Annotated in this window: 14 protein-coding genes and 1 tRNA gene; 7 read left to right on the top strand and 8 right to left on the bottom strand. The window is 59.4% G+C overall.

Annotated features, from left to right (window positions below):
• Positions 1 to 210: 210 nt before the first annotated feature.
• Genes AC5FXY_RS18165 through AC5FXY_RS18155 form a run of 3 tightly spaced genes read left to right on the top strand, consistent with a single transcriptional unit; the run spans position 211 to position 5,501 of the window.
• Complete coding sequence (locus tag AC5FXY_RS18165) at positions 211 to 807, top strand: hypothetical protein (RefSeq protein ID WP_493558130.1); 597 nt, start codon at positions 211 to 213, stop codon at positions 805 to 807.
• On the top strand, positions 804 to 1,334 hold the full coding sequence (locus AC5FXY_RS18160) for a hypothetical protein (protein ID WP_493558129.1): 531 nt from the start codon (positions 804 to 806) through the stop codon (positions 1,332 to 1,334). The genes AC5FXY_RS18165 and AC5FXY_RS18160 overlap by 4 nt, the downstream gene beginning before the upstream one ends.
• 3 nt (positions 1,335 to 1,337) lie before the next feature.
• The gene (locus AC5FXY_RS18155) at positions 1,338 to 5,501 is read left to right on the top strand and encodes a phage tail tape measure protein (protein ID WP_493558128.1); all 4,164 of its coding nucleotides are present in this window, start codon (positions 1,338 to 1,340) and stop codon (positions 5,499 to 5,501) included.
• A 69-nt stretch (positions 5,502 to 5,570) separates the two neighbouring features.
• On the opposite strand, the gene AC5FXY_RS18150 is transcribed toward AC5FXY_RS18155, so the two are convergent.
• Positions 5,571 to 5,642: transfer RNA gene (locus AC5FXY_RS18150), tRNA-Arg, on the bottom strand.
• Between the two features lie 251 nt (positions 5,643 to 5,893).
• Here AC5FXY_RS18150 and AC5FXY_RS18145 point away from each other — a divergent pair.
• Positions 5,894 to 6,382 carry an organic hydroperoxide resistance protein gene (locus AC5FXY_RS18145; protein ID WP_493558127.1) on the top strand — a complete coding sequence of 163 codons (489 nt, stop codon included), beginning with the start codon at positions 5,894 to 5,896 and terminating at the stop codon, positions 6,380 to 6,382.
• 84 nt (positions 6,383 to 6,466) lie between these two features.
• Here AC5FXY_RS18145 and AC5FXY_RS18140 read toward each other — a convergent pair whose 3' ends face one another.
• The 3 genes from AC5FXY_RS18140 to AC5FXY_RS18130 form a co-directional block, all read right to left on the bottom strand.
• Complete coding sequence (locus AC5FXY_RS18140) at positions 6,467 to 7,333, bottom strand: transglutaminase-like domain-containing protein (RefSeq protein WP_493558126.1); 867 nt, start codon at positions 7,331 to 7,333, stop codon at positions 6,467 to 6,469.
• A 334-nt stretch (positions 7,334 to 7,667) separates the two neighbouring features.
• The gene (gene sucC, locus AC5FXY_RS18135; RefSeq protein ID WP_493558125.1) at positions 7,668 to 8,876 is read right to left on the bottom strand and encodes an ADP-forming succinate--CoA ligase subunit beta; all 1,209 of its coding nucleotides are present in this window, start codon (positions 8,874 to 8,876) and stop codon (positions 7,668 to 7,670) included.
• Positions 8,877 to 9,128: 252 nt separating this feature from the next.
• Positions 9,129 to 10,148 (bottom strand): glycoside hydrolase family 113, encoded by a 1,020-nt coding sequence (locus AC5FXY_RS18130; RefSeq protein WP_493558124.1) that lies wholly within the window; start codon positions 10,146 to 10,148, stop codon positions 9,129 to 9,131.
• A 154-nt stretch (positions 10,149 to 10,302) separates the two neighbouring features.
• Between AC5FXY_RS18130 and AC5FXY_RS18125 the strand changes: the two genes are divergently transcribed.
• The 3 genes from AC5FXY_RS18125 to AC5FXY_RS18115 all read left to right on the top strand — a co-directional run bounded on the left by AC5FXY_RS18125 (position 10,303) and on the right by AC5FXY_RS18115 (position 14,190).
• On the top strand, positions 10,303 to 10,956 hold the full coding sequence (locus AC5FXY_RS18125; protein WP_493558175.1) for an ABC transporter ATP-binding protein: 654 nt from the start codon (positions 10,303 to 10,305) through the stop codon (positions 10,954 to 10,956).
• Between the two features lie 334 nt (positions 10,957 to 11,290).
• Positions 11,291 to 12,067, top strand: a complete 777-nt coding sequence (locus AC5FXY_RS18120; protein ID WP_493558123.1) for a hypothetical protein — start codon at positions 11,291 to 11,293, stop codon at positions 12,065 to 12,067.
• 194 nt (positions 12,068 to 12,261) lie between these two features.
• On the top strand, positions 12,262 to 14,190 hold the full coding sequence (locus AC5FXY_RS18115; RefSeq protein WP_493558122.1) for a RecQ family ATP-dependent DNA helicase: 1,929 nt from the start codon (positions 12,262 to 12,264) through the stop codon (positions 14,188 to 14,190).
• An 85-nt stretch (positions 14,191 to 14,275) separates the two neighbouring features.
• Here AC5FXY_RS18115 and AC5FXY_RS18110 read toward each other — a convergent pair whose 3' ends face one another.
• From AC5FXY_RS18110 to AC5FXY_RS18095, 4 genes are all read right to left on the bottom strand, one after another.
• Positions 14,276 to 14,575 (bottom strand): rhodanese-like domain-containing protein, encoded by a 300-nt coding sequence (locus AC5FXY_RS18110; protein ID WP_493558121.1) that lies wholly within the window; start codon positions 14,573 to 14,575, stop codon positions 14,276 to 14,278.
• A 92-nt stretch (positions 14,576 to 14,667) separates the two neighbouring features.
• Positions 14,668 to 16,566 carry a T9SS type A sorting domain-containing protein gene (locus tag AC5FXY_RS18105; RefSeq protein ID WP_493558120.1) on the bottom strand — a complete coding sequence of 633 codons (1,899 nt, stop codon included), beginning with the start codon at positions 16,564 to 16,566 and terminating at the stop codon, positions 14,668 to 14,670.
• Between the two features lie 141 nt (positions 16,567 to 16,707).
• A complete protein-coding gene (locus AC5FXY_RS18100) occupies positions 16,708 to 17,493 on the bottom strand; it encodes a PASTA domain-containing protein (RefSeq protein WP_493558119.1) in 786 nt (261 codons plus the stop codon).
• A gap of 60 nt (positions 17,494 to 17,553) precedes the next feature.
• On the bottom strand, positions 17,554 to 20,256 hold the full coding sequence (locus tag AC5FXY_RS18095) for a D-alanine--D-alanine ligase family protein (RefSeq protein ID WP_493558118.1): 2,703 nt from the start codon (positions 20,254 to 20,256) through the stop codon (positions 17,554 to 17,556).
• Between the last annotated feature and the right edge of the window lie 15 nt (positions 20,257 to 20,271).

Raw genomic sequence — 20,271 nt, 5'->3', positions numbered from 1 at the left:
GGGGCACTGCTATTGAACCCTGTGCTTATGAATTGACTTTGCTCAACCTGTTTGTGGAAGGTATATTGAGCATTGAGCAAGTAAACGTTCGGCTAGACCAGTGGCGTATTAGCCGCGAATACCAAGAGGCCGTTAGGTACTAGTTTCTCGTCCTACGCGCCGGTGCCCATGGGCTGCTGATTGGAGTGATTCACTTCAATCCTCAACCCCATGAGATATTTAGTCCCAGTTCTGGCAATAGCCCTGTTGGGTGCCAGTTGCACCACGGCCTACCACTCCCAAACCCGCGCACCCCGGCCCGAGCCGGTGGCAGATTCCACCGCGGCCCGGCGTGATTCGCTCACGGCCAGCATTGCAGACTCCCTCAAGCAGGTTGAGGCTGATGCCATCCGGCCCACGCTGCTGCAAAAGCTGGGCTTCGGTGCCCCCAGGGCTGCCGGCAGCCGCAAAGTCAAAGACAAGAGCCGCACCACCATCAACGTCTACAACGCCCCCGCCCAGGTGAAGGGCGGCAGCCAGGTCGTCGTGGGCAACAATAACACGCAGGCCGACAACACCAAGGCCCGCGGCCCGGTCGCGGTGGGCGACTCCAGTACCGCCGTCGACAACACCAAGGCCGGGCAGAAAGGCGGCGCCGCGGCCACCGGTGCCGGCAGCACGGCTGCCGTCGTCAGGCCCGATGAGGGCCTGCCCATTTGGTTCTGGTTTGTGGCGGGCTACATCGCCGGCGCGGTGTCGGCCATCCTGGTGGGCGTGTGGTACCTGGTCCGCCGCGCCCGCCGCTACGACCACATCACGCGGCCGTGAGTGAGTTCGATGCTTCGTTTCAGCAGATAATCAACGAGGAGCTAGGCAACTACTCCCGCCTGGTGCTGGAGATGCTCTCGGCGCAGCTGCAGGCCAAGAAACTCGTGCTCAGTCAAGACCTGCTCAACTCGCTGGCCGCCGAAACCACGGCGGCCAGCGAGCGGCACATTGCCGAAATGCGCGTGGGCTTCGAGCAGTACGGCCGCATGAAGGAAATGAAGCGCCTGAATTACACCAAGGGCGCGCCGGTGGAGGAGATGGAAAAGTTCGTGCGCAAGGTCGGCGTGGGCAAGTTCGACTACGTGCCGGGCTACAAGCGCGGGCAGTTTCCGCTCACCCAGGACCAGGCCGTGAACCGCATTGCGTGGGGCCTGTCGCGGGCCAAGAAACGCGACGCCGGCAAGCACAAGCCCAAGGGCTGGTACGCCAAAACCTTCTACCGCTCCCTCAACCGCTTCATCGACGCGGTAACCACGCGCTACGCCGACCAGGCCGGGGTGCAGGTGGCCGCGTCCATTCAGATCTAAGTTATGGCAACCGTTCGGACGGACAACGTCCAGATCAAGCTCGACATCGACGGCTCGCAGTCGAAAACCGAACTCGACAACCTGACCCGCAAAGCCCAGCTGCTCAAGGAGGACATGAAGGGCCTCAAGAAAAGCAGCCAGGAGTACATCGACGCCAACAAGCAGCTGTCGGAAGTCAACGGCCGCATCGAGGAGCTGCGCACGGAGTTGGGGCTGTCGGCCATGAGCTACAACCAGCTCAGCACGCTCTCGCGCCAGCTCAACCGCGAATTGCGCGACCTGACGCCCGGCACCGAAACCTTCATCCAGAAGTCCAAGCAGCTGGGCGAGGTGACGGCTCAGCTGGACAAGGTGCGCGACGAAATCAAGGAAATCGGGGCCGAGATGGGCCAGAGCACCGAGGAGTTCGATGACTTTGTGAAAACCCGCGACAAGCTGGGCCTCGTGGGCCTGACCATTACCCAGCTTAAGGGCCTCACCAGCCAGCTGCGCGAGGAGCTGGGTGACCTGACGCCCGGCACTGAAGCCTTCGTTAACAAATCGAAGGAGTTGGCCCAGGCCGAAAACCGGCTGGAGGAAGTAACCGAGGAAGCGAAGCGCGTAGGGGAGGCCCTGGACAAGTCCGGCAACGGCTTCCTGGACTTCGTGAAAAAATCGGCCACGTTCGCGGGGGTGCAAATCGGGGTAGAGGCCGCCGTGGACAGTATCCGCGAGTTGGGTCGCGAATCCATTGAGGCTGCGGCCAAGGGCAGCGATTCCATTGCCGACATGGAGAAGTCGCTGAACCTGACCACCGAGGAGGCCAGGGCTCTGCGCACTCAGTTAGAAGGCATCGACACGCGCACCAGCCAGGAAAACCTGGAAGGCATCGCCATTGCGGCCGGCCAGCTGGGCGTCGCTGCCGACCGGGCCGACGAATTCACGCAGGCCGTGGACCAGGCCGTGGTGGCGCTGGGCGACGAGTTTACGGGCGGTGTGGAGGACGTGACCAAATCCATCGGCGGGCTGCAGAAGCTGTTTAAGGAAACCAAGGAGCTGGAGCCCGATGTGGCCATCACCAAAATCGGCTCCGCGCTGAATGCGTTGGGGGCCGATGGCAGCGCCACGTCGCCGGTGATTGCCGAGTTCACCAGCCGCATCGGGCAGCTGGGCGACCTGGCTCCGGAAATTTCGCAGACCCTTGGCTTGGGGGCTGCTTTCCAGGAGTTGGGCCTGTCGGCAGAAATTTCATCGGGTGGCCTCACGAACGTGCTGCTGACGGCCTCGAAGGATACGGCGGGTTTCGGCAAGCAGCTGGGCCTGACCAAACAGCAGTTTGAGGAGCTGATCAACAACGACCCGAACGAGGTCATCCTGCGCCTGGCAGAATCCTTCAAGGGCGCCAGCAACACCGAAATTACCAGCACCCTCGACAAGCTGGGCATCAAGTCGCAGGAGGCCACCAAGGTCATGTCGCTGCTGGCCTCCCAGACGGACTTCGTGCGTCAGAAGCAGGAGTTGGCAGCCGTGGAGATGCAGAAGGGGACCAGCTTAACGGAGGAGTTCAACAAGAAGAACACCAACGCCGCGGCAGAGCTGGAGAAGGCCGAGAAGAAATTCGCGCAATACCGGCGTGAGCTTGGGGAGCAGCTGCTGCCGGTGTATATCCGGGGTACGCAGCTGCTGGGCCTGTTCATCGAAGCGCTGCGCGCCGCGCCGGAGTTCCTCAGTGAAAACCGGGGGCTGCTGCTGGGCCTCGTGGTGGCGGTGGCCACGCTCAACGCGGCCAACATCCGCGCCACGGCCAGCACCCTGCTGCAGGTGGCTACCGAGAAAGGCCGGGCCGTGGCCACGCGCGCCAGTGCCGCCGCACAGTGGTTGCTGAATGCAGCCATGACGGCCAACCCCATCGGCCTCGTGGTGGCCGGCGTCGCGCTGCTCATCGGCGGGTTTGTGACCCTCTACGACAAAAGCGAGCGGGTACGGGCCACGGTAGCGGGGCTGAGCGCCGTGTTCCGCAGCGTGTTTACCAACATTAAAGACGTAGCGCTGGCCAGCTTAGGCGGGTTGGCGGATCTGCTGCTGGGCATCGTGACCATGGATAAGGGTCGCATCACGAAAGGCCTGGCATCCCTGCAGGGCGTAGGTACGCAGATGGCCGAAGCCTACCACAAAGGCTATGCGGACCAGACCGCCAAAGAGCAGGACAAGCAGGATAAGCGTGAAAAAGAGCACCAGGAGCAGAAAAAGAAGCAAGAAGAAACCAAGGCCAAGGAGCGGGTAGAAGCCGAGCGGCAATCGGAACTGGAGCGGCTGCGCATCCGGCAGGCTGGCTTGGAGCAGCAGCTGGCCCAGGCCGAGGAGGGCAGCCGGCGCGAACTGGAGCTGAAAAAGCAGCTGGTGCTTGTAGCCCGCGACATCGAGCTGCAGGACGAGAAGAAAACCGCCGGTGAACGGGCCGTCATTCGGTCCAAAGCCCAGGTGGATCTGAACAAGCTCAATCAGGAGTTTGCCAAAAAGCAGGCAAAGGAGCAGCTGGAAGTAGATGAAAAAACGGCTCAGTTGCGGGCCGCGCTGGAACAGGACGAGACTGAGAAGCGCATTGCGCAGCTGCGGGCCGCGGCGGAGAAAGAGAAGGCCACCGTGAAGGGCACCGAGGAGCAGAAGGCCGAGCAGCGCAAGCTGATTCAGCAGAAGCTCGATCAGGACATTGCCGAGGAGCGTCGCAAGCAGGAGCAGCGTGACCTGGAGTCGTCGTTGGACATCGAGAAGCGCCGCAACGCGCTGATCATGGACGAATGGGAGCGGCGGGCCGCGGAGTTGCGTACGGCAGCCAAAGCCGAGGCGGCGAAGATCCTCGATACCGACCGGGATGCAGCCGAGAAACGCCGGCTCATTGCTGCGAAGCTCACCCAGGACTTGGCGGCGCTGACCAAGGCCCGCGCCGACCAGGAGGCGGAAGCCGCCCGGCGCGTGGAGCAGCTGGATGCGGACCTGGCCCTGCGCAAAATCGAAAGGCGCCGGCGCGTCGCCGAAGCCACCGACCCGCTGTCGCCGGCCGCCGTGGCCGCGGCCGAGGCTGAGAAGCAGGCGCTGCTGGCCCGGCTGGAGCAGCAGTTGAACGACGAGTTGGCCAGTGAAAAGCTGACCATCAACGAAAAGCTGGCGCTGATCCGGCAGTACCACCAGGACAAGTCCGACATCGAGGACGAATTTGCCGGCCAGGCCCGCGAGCGGAACCAGGCCGGAGCCGAGTTTCTGCTGCAGGCCACGTCGAGGGGCATTCAGGCCCTGGGGGATTTCTCCAAAATCGCTTCGGATAAGGAGCTGGCCCGGTTGGAGAAGGACAAGAAGGACCGCCTAAAAAAGCTCGACGAGGAGTTCAAGACCGGCAAGGTTAGCAAAGAGAAGTACGAAGCCGAGAAGCAGAGCATCGAATCTACCTACTCCGAGAAGGGCCGGGCGTTGAAGCGCAAAGCTGCGCAGGAGGAGAAGAAGTGGAACATCGCGCAGAGCATCATGCTCGGCCTGTTGGCGGTGCTGCAGGCCAAGAGCATCCCGGAGAAGATCCTGGCGGGAATAACCGCGGCCCTGGCCACGGCCAAGATCATTGCCACCCCGGTACCGGAGTTTGCAAAGGGCGGCGTGCTGGGGCGCATCAGCTCGGCCTGGAGCGGTGTTGCTCGCAGGGCCGGTGATGCGTGGCGTAGTGCGCGCCGCTACGCCAGCGGCGGGCGGATTGCTACGGGTGGCGGCGTGCCCGAGGGGCCGCGCCACGGCAACGGTGGGATTCAGTTGTTTGATGGGGCCAGCGGCCAGCACCTGGGCGAGATGGAAGGAGGGGAGCCGATCATGATCCTGAGCCGGGCCACTTACGCCAACAACCGCGAACTGGTGGATGAGCTGCTTGATACCAGCCTGTACCGGGGCGGGGCACCAGTGCAGCGCCGGCGCGGCGGGTTTTATGAAGACGGCACCTTGATGGGCGGTGCCACGCCCACGCCTGCTCGCAGTGGGACAGAGGTGAACTACGGGCCGCAAATCGTTAGCGCCATTCAGGAGACAACGGCTGCCGTACGCAACATTCCTTCGCGCCTGCATGCCGTGGTGGGCGACGACCAGATTCCGGTGCTGGAGGACAAGCTCCAGGAGCGCGCCGACATCCGGCAGGAATCAGCAATTGGTTAGTTAGCTGCCACCTAATTTGCCACCCAAAAAAGAAAAAGCCCCTCAGTAATGCACTGAGGGGCTTTTATGTGGTCGCGCCAGGAATCGAACCTGGATCAAGAGCTTCGGAGACTCCTATACTATCCGTTGTACTACGCGACCGGTAGTGGCGGGCAAAAGTAGAGATAAAAACCGTCGCTGCAAATTGCCTGGCATGGCTTTCTGCGTAAGACATTCTGCAGGCAAACGGAATACGCGGGCTGACATGGGTACAAAGCCGAATTGACAGCCGCGTCAAACGGGCCTGCGTCAGCCAATTAGCTTAACCAATAGAAGGCTTAGGTAACCAAAAGCCTTTCGATGAAGTTAATCTCTACTTGTACATCCATTTATTACCAAACACCAGAACCCCGATGAAGACCCTGTACACGGCCGAAGCTACGGCCACCGGTGGCCGCCGCGGCCACATCCGTTCCGCCGATGGCATTATCGACATGGAAATGTCGGTACCCGAAGGCTTGGGCGGCAAAAAAGGCGCTACCAACCCCGAACAACTGTTTGCCGCCGGTTATGCTTCGTGCTTTCAGCAAGCGTTGCTGGTAGTATCGCAGAAGCGCGAAGTACGCCTTGACCCTGAATCAACGGTAAAGTGTGCCGTGTCGCTTACGCAAGAGGGAGAAGCGTACGGCTTGGCCGTGCAGCTGGATGTAGACCTGAAAGATGCGTCCGACGCGGAGGCCATGGTGCAGGAAGCGCACCGGATCTGCCCATATTCTATTGGCACGCGCGGCAACATCGACGTGCAGCTGATGGTGAATGGCAAGCCGGCACAAGTATCGCCCGATGATAAAGCCGGTGACGCCGTAGAGCAAAATGGTCAGGCCCAAGCCAACAATGCCTAGCAGAGCTGGGTAGTATACCAAATACTCAATCGTTGAGGCTCAGCGCCTTTGTGCAAAGCAAAAAAGCGCCGCAGGCGCCGACGCTTAGTCGGCTGCTTGCGGCGCTTCCTGTGCCTGGGTAATTTCCTGCGGGTTGGGATAGAAAGTGGCCAAGGAACTGGTGTAGCGCATGGCGTGCAAGCGAATGGTGCGCTGAAATACCGTCAGCTTTTTGGCTCCCGCAGGCAGCAGCATGAGGTTGGACGGCATGGTTTTGGTGCCAAAGCGGTTGTCTAGCGGCGTGTCGAAATAGTAGAGGTAGCGTTGCAGCCACTTGTAGTAAAACTTAATCTTGGTTCCACTGGATGTCTCGCCCTGCAAGCCTGGATCTTGGCGAGCTATAGCTTGTTGTAGTTCTACTGCATTAATAGGCGCGCCATTCAGCGTTGGGAGTACGTCCCACTGGCTGTCTACTACTCCCCATTTCTGGTGCTGGGGCAGCCACACTTCCGTGAGCACATGGCCGGCGGCCGAACCGCGGGTAGCGGCATCCGCCGCCTTCAGGAATAGTGGTCTGGCGGGCAAGCCTACCGCCGTAAGAGCTGCTGCCAGCACCCGCCCAAACTCAGCACATTGCACTTGGCGGCCCAGCATGGCATCTTCCAGGATTTCCATTGGATCGGTCTTGGTAGAGGTTACATGCCCGTTGTGCATTAATCGGTTGTGCACCCATAAAGACATGGCGCGGGCCTTGCCCAAATCGGTAGTTTCCTTGGCTACCACAGCTTCCAGCCCGTACCGGTCGCGCATGGTTTCCAGATACAGCGCGTCGGGAGAGGAGTAAAGAAAGGAATAGCCTAGTGTTTCGGACTGTTCGGTGTGAAACTGAAGCTCAGTGGTAGGTTGGGCCCAAGTGGTGCCGTGGCAAGCTAGGATAAGACAGAAGGAGGCCGTTAAAGCTCTTCGAAACATAACCAGCAAATAAAACGGTGGATGGTTGAGCCAATAGGTTACCCTATCAGCCTGTTGGGCGGAAGCAAAGGAAGCGGGAAGCAGGGTGGTTTGCATGGCCTAAGGCCAGCGGTTATAGCAGCGTTTGAGTGGTGATATAACGGAGGCAATATATGTTATTAATAAATTAACATACAAGATGCTGCGTATTAAATAACTTATATGTAATAATAGAAAAGCAATATATAATCAAGTCAATGGATTGCTCACTAGGTCATTAGCAGCGGATGGCAACGGCAAAAAAAAGCCCACCCGGCAAGGCCAGGTGGGCAGTAATCATAGCGTGCCGGGCTGACTAAGCAGTCTGTTCCTGGCCAGCGAGTACTTCCTTTACTTTCTGAGCTGCGTCTTTCAGCAGTACAGCCGAGAACACCTTCAGGCCTGATTCATCGATGATGCGGGCGCCTTCTTCGGCGTTGGTGCCCTGCAGACGTACGATGATCGGTACGCGGATGTCACCGATGTTCTTGTAGGCTTCCACCACACCGTTGGCTACCCGGTCGCAGCGCACAATGCCCCCGAAGATGTTGATCAGGATGGCCTTCACGTTCGGGTCCTTCAGGATGATGCGGAAACCGGCTTCCACGGTCTGGGCGTTGGCTCCACCGCCTACGTCGAGGAAGTTGGCCGGCTCGCCGCCGCTTAGCTTGATGATGTCCATGGTGGCCATAGCCAAGCCGGCACCGTTCACCATGCAGCCCACGTTGCCGTCGAGCTTCACGTAGTTCAGGTTCGACTGGGAAGCCTCTACTTCCAGCGGGTCTTCCTCGTTGGTGTCGCGCAGGGCGGCGAAGTCCTTGTGACGGTACAGTGCGTTTTCGTCAAGGGTCACCTTGGCGTCTACGGCCAAAATCTTGTTGTCCGAGGTCTTCAACACGGGGTTGATTTCGAACATAGCCGAGTCGGTGTCGTCGTACGCCTTGTACAGGGCCGTCACAAACTTCACCATCTCTTTGTAAGCCTCACCCTCTACGCCGAGGTTGAAGGCAATCTTGCGGGCTTGGAAGCCCTGAAGGCCTACACGTGGGTCTACATGCTCGCGGTGGATTTTCTCGGGATGCGCCTCAGCTACCTCCTCGATGTCCATGCCACCCTCGGTGGTGTAAATGATTACGTTCTTGCCCGACGTGCGGTCGAGCAGTACGCTCATGTAGAATTCTTTCGTTTCCGATTCGCCGGGGTAGTACACGTCCTGGGCTACCAGCACCTTGTGCACCTTACGGCCTTCGGGGCCGGTCTGCTTGGTCACCAGCTGCATGCCGATGATCTGCTCCGAGATTTCACGCACCTGGTCAAGGTTCTTGGCGAGCTTTACCCCGCCGCCTTTGCCGCGGCCGCCAGCGTGGATTTGAGCCTTGATTACGTGCCAGCTGGTGCCGGTCTGCTCGGTTAGCTTTTTGGCGGCTTCAACGGCCTCCTCAGCGGTTTCGGCTACGATGCCTTCCTGCACGCGCACGCCATAACGCTTAAGAATGTCCTTGCCCTGATACTCGTGAATGTTCATACGTCGGACTTGAGGTGGGTTTTCGGGTTCCGGAATTGTCCCGCGAAAGTAGGGAAAATGGGTGACAGGTTACACGTGAGAAGTGATAAGGTGACTAGAGTAAGTGATATGGAGTAGGTTACGCGTCACGCGAAAGGCTGGCACAGCCAGTAATTAAGCAGTAGGAAAGCGGGGCAGTGCCACGCTCTGACGATACTAGCAAATATTCTTCAGACTAGAATACCCAGCGTTGAGCATTCGAGTGAGGCTTGACTATTGGCCGTACCACCGCGCCAAAACTTGCGCCGCCGGGCGGTGCTGGGGCGTAAAATCGGCGCGGCGGCGGACCGAACCATCGGGCGGAAGCCCAGGGTACCACTTCCAGATAAATACGCCCCCAAACCACGGCTGCTGCCAACAGGCCCGAAATAATGCCTCGTAGCAAGCGGCTTGCGTTTGAGAGTCGTCGGGCTGGGGCTTGCGCGGATCGGGCCATTCCCACGGGGCCGCAGCGGCCGTTGGAATGGCCCGGTAGCCGGCTTCGGTGAACACCAGCGGCTTGCGAAAGCGCTGCTGTACGCGGGCCAGGGCCGCCAAGTGCGGCTGCCAGGCCCGGCGCAGCGTGGCCGTGTCGGGCTGCGGCTGCTGGCTAAGTGGGAAATACGCCTGCACCCCTATGAAGTCCAGGGCGTCCCAAAACCGGATGCCTTCGTATTCTTCGTGCCAGTTGGCAGCGTAAGTAAGCTGGCCGTGGTATACCGCCCGAACCTGCCGGATAAGCTCCCGCCATTCGGCCTCGTGCCCCACCGCTGCGTGCTTTAGCTCCGTGCCGATACACAGGGCTTCCATCTGGTGCTGCTCGGCCAAGCGGGCGTAGTGCAGAATAAACGTAGAATAACTGTCAAACCACTTTTGCCAATCAGCCGCCGAGCGCATCTGAATTTGACCCGGCCACTGGCCTCGGGCCCGCAGCCACAGGTGCGGCTTGAGCATCGTCTGCACGCCGTAGCGCCTGGCCAGCCGGGTGGTCTGCACCAAGCCGCTGTCTGATTCGCCCCAGTAGTGGCGTGGGGCCGTGGTGCGTAGGTACACTTCCGGCGAGGCCGAATCGGCCTGCCAGCCAAACGGCGTTTGGGCAATCCAAGTGACGTGGGAGCGGCGTAGGGCCTCAAAATCGGTGCCTGTGACGGAGTCGCCCGCTACCCAACTTACCCCACGATACTTCGTGGCGCTGGGCAGGGCTACCTCTGCCGCCGCAGCCGACTCGGCAGGCGCGTCGCAGCGCGTACTCATCAGGGCCAATGCCAACGGCAACAAGCCACTTCCGCCGAGCTTCCGTATAAGCCGCCATCTACGCATACTGCCAAGATACTAGACAACCGGCATCAAGGCTTTCTGCGTAGCTTTGTCGCTATTCGCCTCTTCTCCTCCTAACCCCCACGTCGGTTTGCTGCAGGCCGTTAACATCCGCAAACGCTACGGTTCGCTGGAAGTGCTCAAGGGCATCGACCTGACCATCGAAAAGTCTGAAATCGTGTCGATTGTCGGCTCCTCCGGGGCTGGTAAAAGCACGCTCTTACATATACTAGGCACTCTGGACACTCCCGATACCGGGGAGGTGCTGTTCGATGGTGAGTCCGTAAGCACGCTCAAGCGCTCCGAGCTTGCCAAGTTCCGCAACCGCCACATTGGCTTCGTTTTTCAGTTTCACAACCTACTGCCGGAGTTTACGGCCCTTGAGAACGTGTGCTTGCCCGCGTACCTGGCCGGCCGCTCCGAAACCGAAACCCGCGTACGAGCCCGTGAACTGCTGGGCATGCTGAACATGGAGCGCCGCGCCGACCACAAGCCCAGTGAAATGTCGGGCGGGGAGCAGCAGCGCGTGGCCGTGGCCCGGGCCCTGATCAACTCGCCCGAAATCATCTTCGCCGACGAACCCTCCGGTAACCTCGATTCGCAGAATGCGCAGGAACTGCACCAAATCTTTTTCCTGCTGCGGAAAGAGCTAGGTCAAACTTTTGTCATCGTGACGCACAACGATCAACTGGCTGAAATGGCAGATCGGAAGATTACCATGAAAGACGGCCACATTCTAGAATAGCAGGCTTTTTCACAGGCTTCAGCCAAGCTGCTTTTCGGCTAGTAGCGCCGACTTAAGCTGCCGAAATCACCAACCCACGGTCACATAACCGTGGGTTTTTTTGTTGTTCGACATGCCGACAAAGGTCAAATCAGTGGTTGAAGCATCGGTAAAAGTGCCTTTTCGGATGTTTGACTAACATGGTTAGTTTTAATTATTTTTAATTGTATTGTAATGCACTGATAATCAAAGATAAAATTTACTAATAAACGACCTTTATTTTGCACCAAACGTATACTCCTTCTGTTATCTTCACGTATCACAAAACGTATTACAGGGATAAAAGAAGAAAGCCATGACTGAGGCACAAAAGGACACCAAAAACCAAGTTCGTAAAATGAAAGCGGAGAGCTTTGACATCTCGCGTTCAGACGAGACGTTGGCGTTGGCCAAGGACCTGGCTAACTTCATCAAGGAAAACAAACTCTCGACGACGGTACAAGGCAAAGAGTTTGTGAACGTGGAAGGCTGGCAATACGCTGGCTCGCGCTTGGGCATTGTGCCCATCGTGGACCACGTCATCAACATGAGTACCGACTCGGAGATTAAATACCAGGCCAAGGTGACGCTGTTTGACATGCGTTCGGAGCACACCGTAGGCGCCGGCTTTGCTATCTGCTCCAACAAAGAGCAGGGCAAAAAATTCTATCAGGAGTTTGCTATTGCCTCCATGGCGCAAACGCGCGCTATCGGCAAGGCTTACCGCAATATTCTGGCATGGATTATCCGGGCCGCCGGTTACGAACCTACTCCGGCTGAAGAAATGGAGTATGGTGGCAACACGCCTGAAGTTCGTCAGCCCGCTGCTGAGGCCTCGCCCATGAAAGCGGTGAAGGTGGAAGCCGCTCCGGCCGCTGAACCTGTAGCCCCTGCTGCCAGCAACCCGGCGTACGCCACGGCCCAGCAGAAAGAGGAAATCATTCGTCTGCTGAACCACCCGGTGGTTACGCGTCAGGAGAAGACTAAAATGCTCCTGAACATCAACAAGCTGGATCAGGAGCGTGCTACGCAGGCTATTGCTAACCTGAAGAAGACCATCGACGACCGTGAGAACGGTCAGGTAGCTGCTTAAGCTGCCAAATCAAATAAGTTCTAAAAACCCGGTTCCAACAGGAGCCGGGTTTTTTTGTGGCCTTGCTGCCGCTATCAGGTCATGCCGGGCGTGAGCGATACAGCCGCGGGGCATATGTGCTTACCTGGATGTCTTGCTCACGCTCGACATGACCGAGCGCTGCTTAACTTCGTAATCCGAAAACCGCATCTATCGTGGCCGCACCTACTGAAGATATTCTTTCCGTTCTCCGCCAGCACTGGGGCCACGCGGCCTTCCGGCCGGGACAGGAAGAAATCATTCGCTCGGTGCTGGCGGGGCAGGACACCTTGGCGCTGCTGCCCACAGGCGGCGGCAAAAGCATCTGCTTTCAGGTACCCACCTTAGCGCAGGACGGCTTATGCCTGGTCATCTCGCCGCTGATTGCCTTGATGAAGGACCAGGTAGAAAACCTGCGTAAACGCGGCATCAAGGCCGAAGCGGTGTACGCTGGCATGAGCCACCGCGACATCGACCAGACGCTTGATAACTGCGTGTATGGACCAGTGAAGTTCCTGTACGTGTCGCCGGAACGCTTGCTGACGGAGATGTTCCGGGCCCGCGTGGGCAAAATGCGTGTCAAGCTCGTTGCGGTGGATGAGGCGCACTGCCTGTCGCAATGGGGCTACGACTTCCGGCCGCCTTACCTGCAACTCGGTGCCTTGCGCGAGCTGTTGCCCGGCGTGCCCGTGCTGGCTCTCACTGCTACGGCCACCGAGGAGGTGCGCGTGGATATTCGGGATAAGCTGCGGTTCGGCTCAACGGGGCAAACGTTTCAGCGCAGCTTCCAGCGGCCCAACCTGTCGTACTCGGTGCTCGATACCGAAGACAAGCTGCAACGGCTGCTGCAGGTGCTGAAGGGCGTAGGGCCCGGTAAGACGGCCGTGGTGTACGCCCGCACCCGCAAGCAAACCGAAGAGGCTGCCGCCTGGCTGCAACAGCACGGCCTGAGCGCCGCAGCCTACCACGCCGGCCTGCCCGCCGACCAGCGGACCCGCGTGCAGCAGGAGTGGACCGCCGACAAAACCCGTATTGTGGTAGCCACCAACGCTTTTGGGATGGGTATCGACAAGCCGGACGTGCGCTGCGTGGTGCACCTGGAAGCACCCGATTCGCTGGAGGCGTACTACCAGGAAGCCGGCCGCGCAGGTCGCGACGAACTCTACGCCTTCGCCGTGCTGCTTTGGGGCCCAAACGATGCCGACGAGATGCGCCGTCGCGTAACGCTCAGCCATCCAACCATTGACGTGGTGAAGCGGGTGTACCAAGCGTTGGCCAACTACTCCGGTACAGCTGTGGGCGGCGGGGAGTTGGTCGCGTTTGATTTCGACTTGCAGCAGTTTGCTCACACCTACCGTCTCAAGCCGCTGGACGTGCACAATGCCATGCGCACGCTGCAAAAAGAAGGCTTGGTGCAGCTAAACGAGGCCGTATTCAATCCTGCCAAAGTCTTCATTCCCATCGATGCCCGCGACCTGTACCGCTACCAAGTGGCCAATGTGAGGCACGACCAGCTGATCAAAGCCATTCTGCGGCTCTACGGTGGCGAGGTATTTACCTCCTTTCAGAATATTTCCGAAGGGGCTTTGTCGCAGCAGCTGCGCTGGAGCACCGTGGAAGTGCGCAAGACGCTGGAGTTTCTGCAGAAGTCGGGCATCTTGCAGTACCAACCGCGCCATGATTCGCCGCAGGCGCTGTTTACTACGCCCCGGCTGGATGCTGAACGCCTGCCAATAGATGTAAAAGCTCTTCAGAAAGCCCGGGAACGGGATTTGCAGAAAACCGAGGCCGTCATTCGCTATGCCAGCGGTACGCGCTGCCGGCAGCAGCTCCTGCTGGAATACTTTGGCGAGCTGGACAGCAAGCCCTGCCGCATCTGCGACCAGTGTCTGGCCGAAAAGCGTCGGCAGCAGCAGCAACCTGCCGTGGGCACTGATTTGCGGGAGCAAGTCCTGGTGCAATTGCGTACTGCCCCGCGTACACCGCGGGAGTTGCTGGCAGGCTTTCAGCCCGCGCAAGTGGATGCCGTGACGGCGCTCGTCCGGGATTTGGTAGACGTAGGACAACTGCGCTACACCGATGCCGGGCAACTGATTCTGGCGTAATGGGACCAGAAAAAGAAAGGCCCGCGCCATAGTGCGGGCCCACCTTTAAGGAATGTTTGGCTGGTTGAAAGCCTAGGGCTGGAGCCTAACCAGCATTGTAAGCGGTGATGCCGCCCAGCAGATTGCGCACTTTCTGGAATCCGTGCTGCTGCAGCAGAGCCTTGGCCGTGGCCGAGCGGCCGCCGCCTTTGCAATGCACCACAATTTCTTGGTCTTTCATAGCCTCCAGATCCTCGATTTTGGTAGGCAGCTCACCCAGCGGAATGTTCTGGCTACCGTCGATGCGGCTTTCTTCGTGCTCCCAGGTTTCGCGCACATCAATAATGATGGGCGCTTGATTTTGCTGTTGACGCTCTTTTAGCTCGGAGGGGGTGATGTCGTTCATGGGGAATGATGAGGAAGAGAACTAGGCGCTAATAAAGCAGATGCGAAGCGCCCTCGCTGCTAAAAAACGGAATTCTGCTTACTCCAGCCGCATTAGCGCTGCAATACCAGCCGGTGCGTACTCAAAGCGCCATCTGGCATGCTCAGGCGTAGCAAGTATACGCCCACCGGTAAGTGTTGCAGATCGAGCGAAGCTTGGCCGGCTTGGCTAGCTGGTTGCTGCCACACTTCCCGGCCCAAGGCATCGAGGATGGCAGCGCGGGCATACCGGCCGGCTATCTGTACATGGCCCGAACTGGGATTGGGGTAAACTTGGACTGCGGCGGCGCTTTGGCTGTTGCGGCTATTGGTAATAATGCCCGTCATGATGGGGCGCATTACCGGTACCACGTTGCGGTTCTGGAATACCGTCCACACGCCAGTTTCATTATCGTAGAACGCGTTGCGCGGCTGTTCACTGTTTAGATCAGCTCCGAACTGGATAAACAGGTTGGTAGCAGGCTGGGTGTAGCCGATGAAGAAGGTGCCGCTCACCGGCACTGGCGCATCGAAAACAACTTCTTGAAAACCGCCTGCCGCCACGGTGGTCGGCAGTGAAACTACTTTGGTGGCTTTGGGCTGCGCCGCTGGTAAGCCGTTGCTGCCCGCTTCCCACACCGCGAAGGTCAGCGAGATGGTGGGCGGAATGGTTACCCCGGTGGCTGCCGTTGCACCGGCGTAGTAGAAACGCAGACGCTGCACTTGGTCGGGGCGGTTGAGCACGAAGCGCATAGCGCGGGAAGTAGACCGGGCTTCGTTCTGGCGCAGCAGGGTAGTGGCCTCCGCAGTGCCGTCGTCATAGGCAAAGTAATTGGAGAGTTCGGTGATGCGGCGCACGGTATCGTTGGGTGCCGTGCGCGGATTCGTGGGTTGGTTCAGCAGCGAGATATAAATGCTGTGTTGCACCCGTTTCGGGTCCGACGATACCGGGATAGGGGTACTGCGAGCCGAGCCGCCAATGTAAAACTGTCGGGTGCCGGCAGCCTGCGTGCTGTTTCCGCTCAGAAATTGCGTTTCAGCACCGCCGGGCAATACGCGCACCACCCCGCGCCACGAAAAGGGCGTGGGCGGCACCGCGCCGGCATCCAGGTTATTGAAGGTGGTGGAGGTGCTGTCGTTAAGCTCAAGCTCAGGATTGGGAGCAGCATTGTATTGCCACACCGGCATCGCCGAATAGCGCTTCAGCAGCGATGATAAGGGCCGGCTCAGCACCACATCGGCGTACGAAACGTTGGTGGTGTCGCGGTTGCGGTCCAGTACCAGGTAATCAAGGTTCCAAGTGTCGCGGGTACCAAACTGATTGCCGGCGCTGCGGAAGCGAAACCGGAAGCCGGCGTGGAGGAAGCGTGCTTCGTTTACCGCAATAAAACGCTGCGCAAAATCGGTGCGCACCCCCTCGCTGGTGCGGCGCCACACGCGTACCCAAGCGCCGGTATTGGTCAGGAATTCTAACTCCAGGTACACCGAGCGGCTGCTGCTGTGCGCCGAAGGTGCCCCTACGATGCTCCCCGCCTGCCAAAAAAAGCTGAGGTAGGCGCGGTCGGTAGGCCGAACGCCACTCAGGTCGATGGGCTGGGAGGTGAGGGTGTCGGTAATGTTGTAGGCCGCTGGCACACCGTAGGGCTGACCGTTGGCTTTCAGGCCATCGAAGGTGACCACGCCGCGGGAGGGAGGTGCCTGCGCAAAACGCTCGTTGACCAGTGCGCCGCCCTTGGTTTCCCACCGGTCGGCGCTAGGGCTGCCTTCGCGTTGCCCGGCAAAGTCTTCAAAGAAAGGCAGCGTGATCAGCGTGGTGCGTTGCTGCTCTGTGGTAGCCTTGTGCTGTTGGGCACGCGCCGGATCGGCGGGCAAAGGCATCAGGCCGTCCTGCTGGGCCTGCAGCGTCAGCGGGCTCAGCCCCAAACCAAGCAGCAGACCCCAAACAATAACTGGTAAGCGTAGCTGAAAAGTCATAGGCGGGTAAGTTACACACCCCAAACGAGCCACTACCAGAAAAGATTATCTGAAACGCGCTATAATCTCCGTCTGGACGCAATAAAAAAGCAGCCAGGATTTCTCCCGGCTGCTTTTTTATTGCTCATACTCCCGTTACGGCTACTGCACAGCCTTGATCGGCTCCTGACCCGCAACCCACAAGTCGACGAGCTGGCCCGAGCGGATCGTGGCCCCGCCAGAAGCTTCCGGGCGCTGTTTCACCACCGTACCTTCCGTTTGGCCGGCCTCGGGAGCTTGATAGAATATTTCACCGATTTGCAGGCCCTGGCCTGCTAAGAGCGTAGTCGCCTCATCAGCAGGCATGCCTACCACACTGGGAACGGGGAATTCCTGGTTGCCGAGCCCGTCGCCTACTACCAGATCTACGCGGGTGCCTTTGGCAATAGGGTCGCCGGGCGCTATTTCCTTGCCGTTGACCACTTGCTTCAGCACTGCGTTCTGCCGCAGATCAGGCACGAGCGTAATGGTTCCCACCTGCAGGCCATAGCTGCTTAGAATCATTTGCGCGTTCTTTTGCGAGCCTTCCGTCAGCTTGGGCATCTTGATGACGGGGGGATTTTTCATCGCCACCGAGATGTAAATCTTGCGGCCCTCCTTCACCTTCTCCCCCGGCTTAGGCTCCTGCGTCAGCACCGTGCCCGGACGAATACCCGGCGTGTAGCTGCTATCATCCACAAAGTAGGCAAGGTCGCGCTCATCCAGATAATCCTCCAGATCAGCCATTTGCATACCCGTCACCTTCGGCACCGGTATGGTTTCGCCGTGATTGGTGGTAATGGGCAGGTACACGAAGAAAAACAGGAACAGCAGCAGCAACGACACCAGCCCAATCACCACAAGGTGCTTGACGAGGTCGAACCAGGTATCGGATTTAAGGAAAGCCATTTAAGGTGAGAGGTGAGAAGTGAGAGGTGAGATTGGGTGAGAAGGAAGCTGAAACGAAGTCTAACTTCTCGCTTCTAACCTCTCACTTCTGCTCTTGCCGTACTCCAGAATGCGGTCGATGAAGTCGTAAGGGGTGTAGCCGGCCAGGGCCGTCTGGTGGAAGATGCAGGTGGCGGGCGTCATGCCGGGCAGCGAGTTTACCTCGATGATGAGCACTTCCACGGCACCGGTCTCGCGCACCCGCACGAAAGCATCGATGCGGGCGTAGCCTTCGATGTTCAGCACCTCGGCCACCCGGCGCAGTTCCTCCTTCACCTCATCCGAGATGCGCTGGCGTTCTACAGCATCGGCTGCGTAACGCGCAGGCGTAATGTTCTGGCCTTCACCAGCCAGAAATTTCTCTTCCAGGCTGAGTACTTCACCGGTAGCCAACGCTTCCGAAGCTTCGAACACTTCGATGTCACGGCCGCCGTCTTGGCGACGGTGGGTGAGCAGGCCGCCGGTGATTTCCAGGAAGTGCTTGGCGCCGTCGCGGGAGATGAGCGTTTCTACCAGGAACACTTCCTTGCGCGGAAACTCTTCCTTGAAGCCTAGGCTCAGGGTGCGGGCGCTGTCTTCGAACAGGTCTTCCTGGTCGCGGAAGATCAGACGGCTGAAGGCTTCCAGCTCGGCGCGGTTCTTAATCTTCTTCACCGCCGATGAGCAGCCATCGTCGGAGGGCTTGGCGATGAAGGGGTAGTGAAACTGCTCTTCGAGCGAACGGTAGAAACCTTCCGGGTCGGCTTCCCATTCCAGCCGCGAGGCCAGGCGGTGTTCGGCCACGCGCAGGCCGGCTTCGCGCAGGCGGCGGTTGGTTTCGAACTTGTTGATGGTGATGCTCGATGACTCCACCCCCGAGCCGTTGTAGGGCAGGCCCACACGCTCCAGCTGCTGCTGCAGGGCGCCATCTTCGCCGGGGCGACCGTGCAGGGCAATGAATACCTCGTCTACGCGCTCCTTCAACTGCTCAAAGGTCAGTTGCTCGGGTGTAGCAACCGACAGGGCGGCGTAGGTGTGGGTGATTTGCGAAGCTTCCTGCCGAATGCGCTCCAGAATGGGATGCTGGCCTTGGCCCGCCTCGTAATGCCGCACTTTGTCGCGGATATCGTCGGCGTTGTCCTTCAGCATCACGTTGATGGGCAGCACGTACAGCTGGTAGTTCTCGGACGAACCGGTGAGGAACACCGGTACCGGCTCGTACTTCGCCGATGACGACAGCTTCTCGTAGATGTTGCGGCCGCTTTCCACTGAAATGTGGCGCTCCGACGAGTAGCCGCCCATAATCACGGCTACCTTCGTACGCTGGCGCTGTTCCTGCTGGCGGCCAGCTACGGCGGCATCCAGCTGCTTGAGCTGGCGGCCCAGCTTTACCGGCTGCAGCCCCGCCCGCCGACGCGCAGCCAAGGAAGTGCGAATCAGGTAGGTAAGGAATTGCGAGGGGTTCAGGCCGATTTCGGCTGCCTGGTGGAAGAAAAACGAGGCAGGCAGCATGCCCGAGGTGGTGTTCGGGTCATTCAGGAAAATATCGCCGCTGGCGGTAATGAAGCCGTCGAGGCGGGCATACACCTGGAAGCCGAAGGTGCGGAATAGCTGTTCGCACTGTTCGCGGATACGCTGAATGTCGGCCTCGGGCAGGTCGATGGGCGTAATCTTGCGGGCCATGCCCGGCAGATACTTGGAGCGGTAATCAAACATCTCCTCGCCCTTCACAATCTCGGTGGGGGGGAGGGCCAGGGGCCGGCCATCTACGTCTTCCACCACGATGCACGAAAACTCGCGGCCCTGCACGAAGGCTTCCACCAGCACTTGCTGCTCGCCCTGCACATTGGTCAGCCGCACGGAGTCCTGCAAAGTCAGGCGCCCATCAATGGCACGTAGCAGCTCCTCGGGCGAGTAAATCAGTTTATCGTCATCAGCATCCAGAATCACCGGCAAGCCGATGCCTTCGCGGATGTCGGTTAGCTGCTGTGCCCAGGCAATGCGCTCGTGCGCGCCGAGGTGCTGCCAGTAATCTTTCTGGATGGTGCGCCGGAACAGGCTGCGCTCTACGGCGGCCACAAACTTGGCTGGGTCGGCATCGCGCACGATGCTCACGCCGATGCTCGAACCCTGGCGCGGGGCCTTCACCACCAGTGGCAGGCTCAGCTCCTTTTCAAGGTAAGCCAGCAGGGCGTCGGGTTTAGCCGCGTCAAACTCCTCGGCGGTGAGCACGCGGAAGGCCGGTGAAGGCAGATTGAGCGCATGCAGTAGCGTCTTCTGCGCAATCTTATCGATGCCGAAGGCTGAGGGCAGGATGCCGGAGCCGGAGTAGGGGACGCCGTACCATTCGAGCAGGCCCTGGATGGCGCCATCTTCGCCGGACGGGCCGTGCAGGGCCAGGAAGGCGAAGTCCATGAGCTCAGGCAGCTCGTCGGGACGCAGGCGGCGGCCTACTTCCGCGATAATACGGTCCTGCTCGTCGCGGCTCAATTCGCCGAGGCTCTCCAGGTACACCTGCAGCTTCAGGTCGGAATGCGGCAAAGCCGACACCGGGGGATAGAAGTCGCGGATGGTACCTTTGTAGAGGTACTGCCAGTCGAGCAGGATGAAGTTGCCGTGGCTGTCCACGAACACCGGGACGGCCTGAAACAGCGACTTGTCGAGGTTGTCGTAAACCGTGCGGCCCCCCGCAAAGGAAATTTCCCGTTCGCGCGACGGGCCACCGAAGAAAATGCCAATTCTCATGCTGCTGCAAAGTTA

The organism is Hymenobacter sp. FMD4 (genome assembly GCF_058932745.1).
The sequence above is the reverse complement of the archived record's forward strand: the minus strand, read 5'-3'. Positions and strand labels throughout refer to the sequence as shown.

What these genes read in the sequence shown, in the direction of transcription:
- AC5FXY_RS18165 (WP_493558130.1), top strand. Translation starts at nt 211, where the DNA reads ATGAGATATTTAGTCCCAGTTCTGGCAATAGCCCTGTTGGGTGCCAGT.
- AC5FXY_RS18155 (WP_493558128.1), top strand. Translation starts at nt 1,338, where the DNA reads ATGGCAACCGTTCGGACGGACAACGTCCAGATCAAGCTCGACATCGAC.
- AC5FXY_RS18145 (WP_493558127.1), top strand. Translation starts at nt 5,894, where the DNA reads ATGAAGACCCTGTACACGGCCGAAGCTACGGCCACCGGTGGCCGCCGC.
- AC5FXY_RS18140 (WP_493558126.1), bottom strand. Translation starts at nt 7,333, where the DNA reads ATGTTTCGAAGAGCTTTAACGGCCTCCTTCTGTCTTATCCTAGCTTGC.
- sucC (WP_493558125.1), bottom strand. Translation starts at nt 8,876, where the DNA reads ATGAACATTCACGAGTATCAGGGCAAGGACATTCTTAAGCGTTATGGC.
- AC5FXY_RS18130 (WP_493558124.1), bottom strand. Translation starts at nt 10,148, where the DNA reads ATGAGTACGCGCTGCGACGCGCCTGCCGAGTCGGCTGCGGCGGCAGAG.
- AC5FXY_RS18120 (WP_493558123.1), top strand. Translation starts at nt 11,291, where the DNA reads ATGACTGAGGCACAAAAGGACACCAAAAACCAAGTTCGTAAAATGAAA.
- AC5FXY_RS18110 (WP_493558121.1), bottom strand. Translation starts at nt 14,575, where the DNA reads ATGAACGACATCACCCCCTCCGAGCTAAAAGAGCGTCAACAGCAAAAT.
- AC5FXY_RS18105 (WP_493558120.1), bottom strand. Translation starts at nt 16,566, where the DNA reads ATGACTTTTCAGCTACGCTTACCAGTTATTGTTTGGGGTCTGCTGCTT.
- AC5FXY_RS18100 (WP_493558119.1), bottom strand. Translation starts at nt 17,493, where the DNA reads ATGGCTTTCCTTAAATCCGATACCTGGTTCGACCTCGTCAAGCACCTT.
- AC5FXY_RS18095 (WP_493558118.1), bottom strand. Translation starts at nt 20,256, where the DNA reads ATGAGAATTGGCATTTTCTTCGGTGGCCCGTCGCGCGAACGGGAAATT.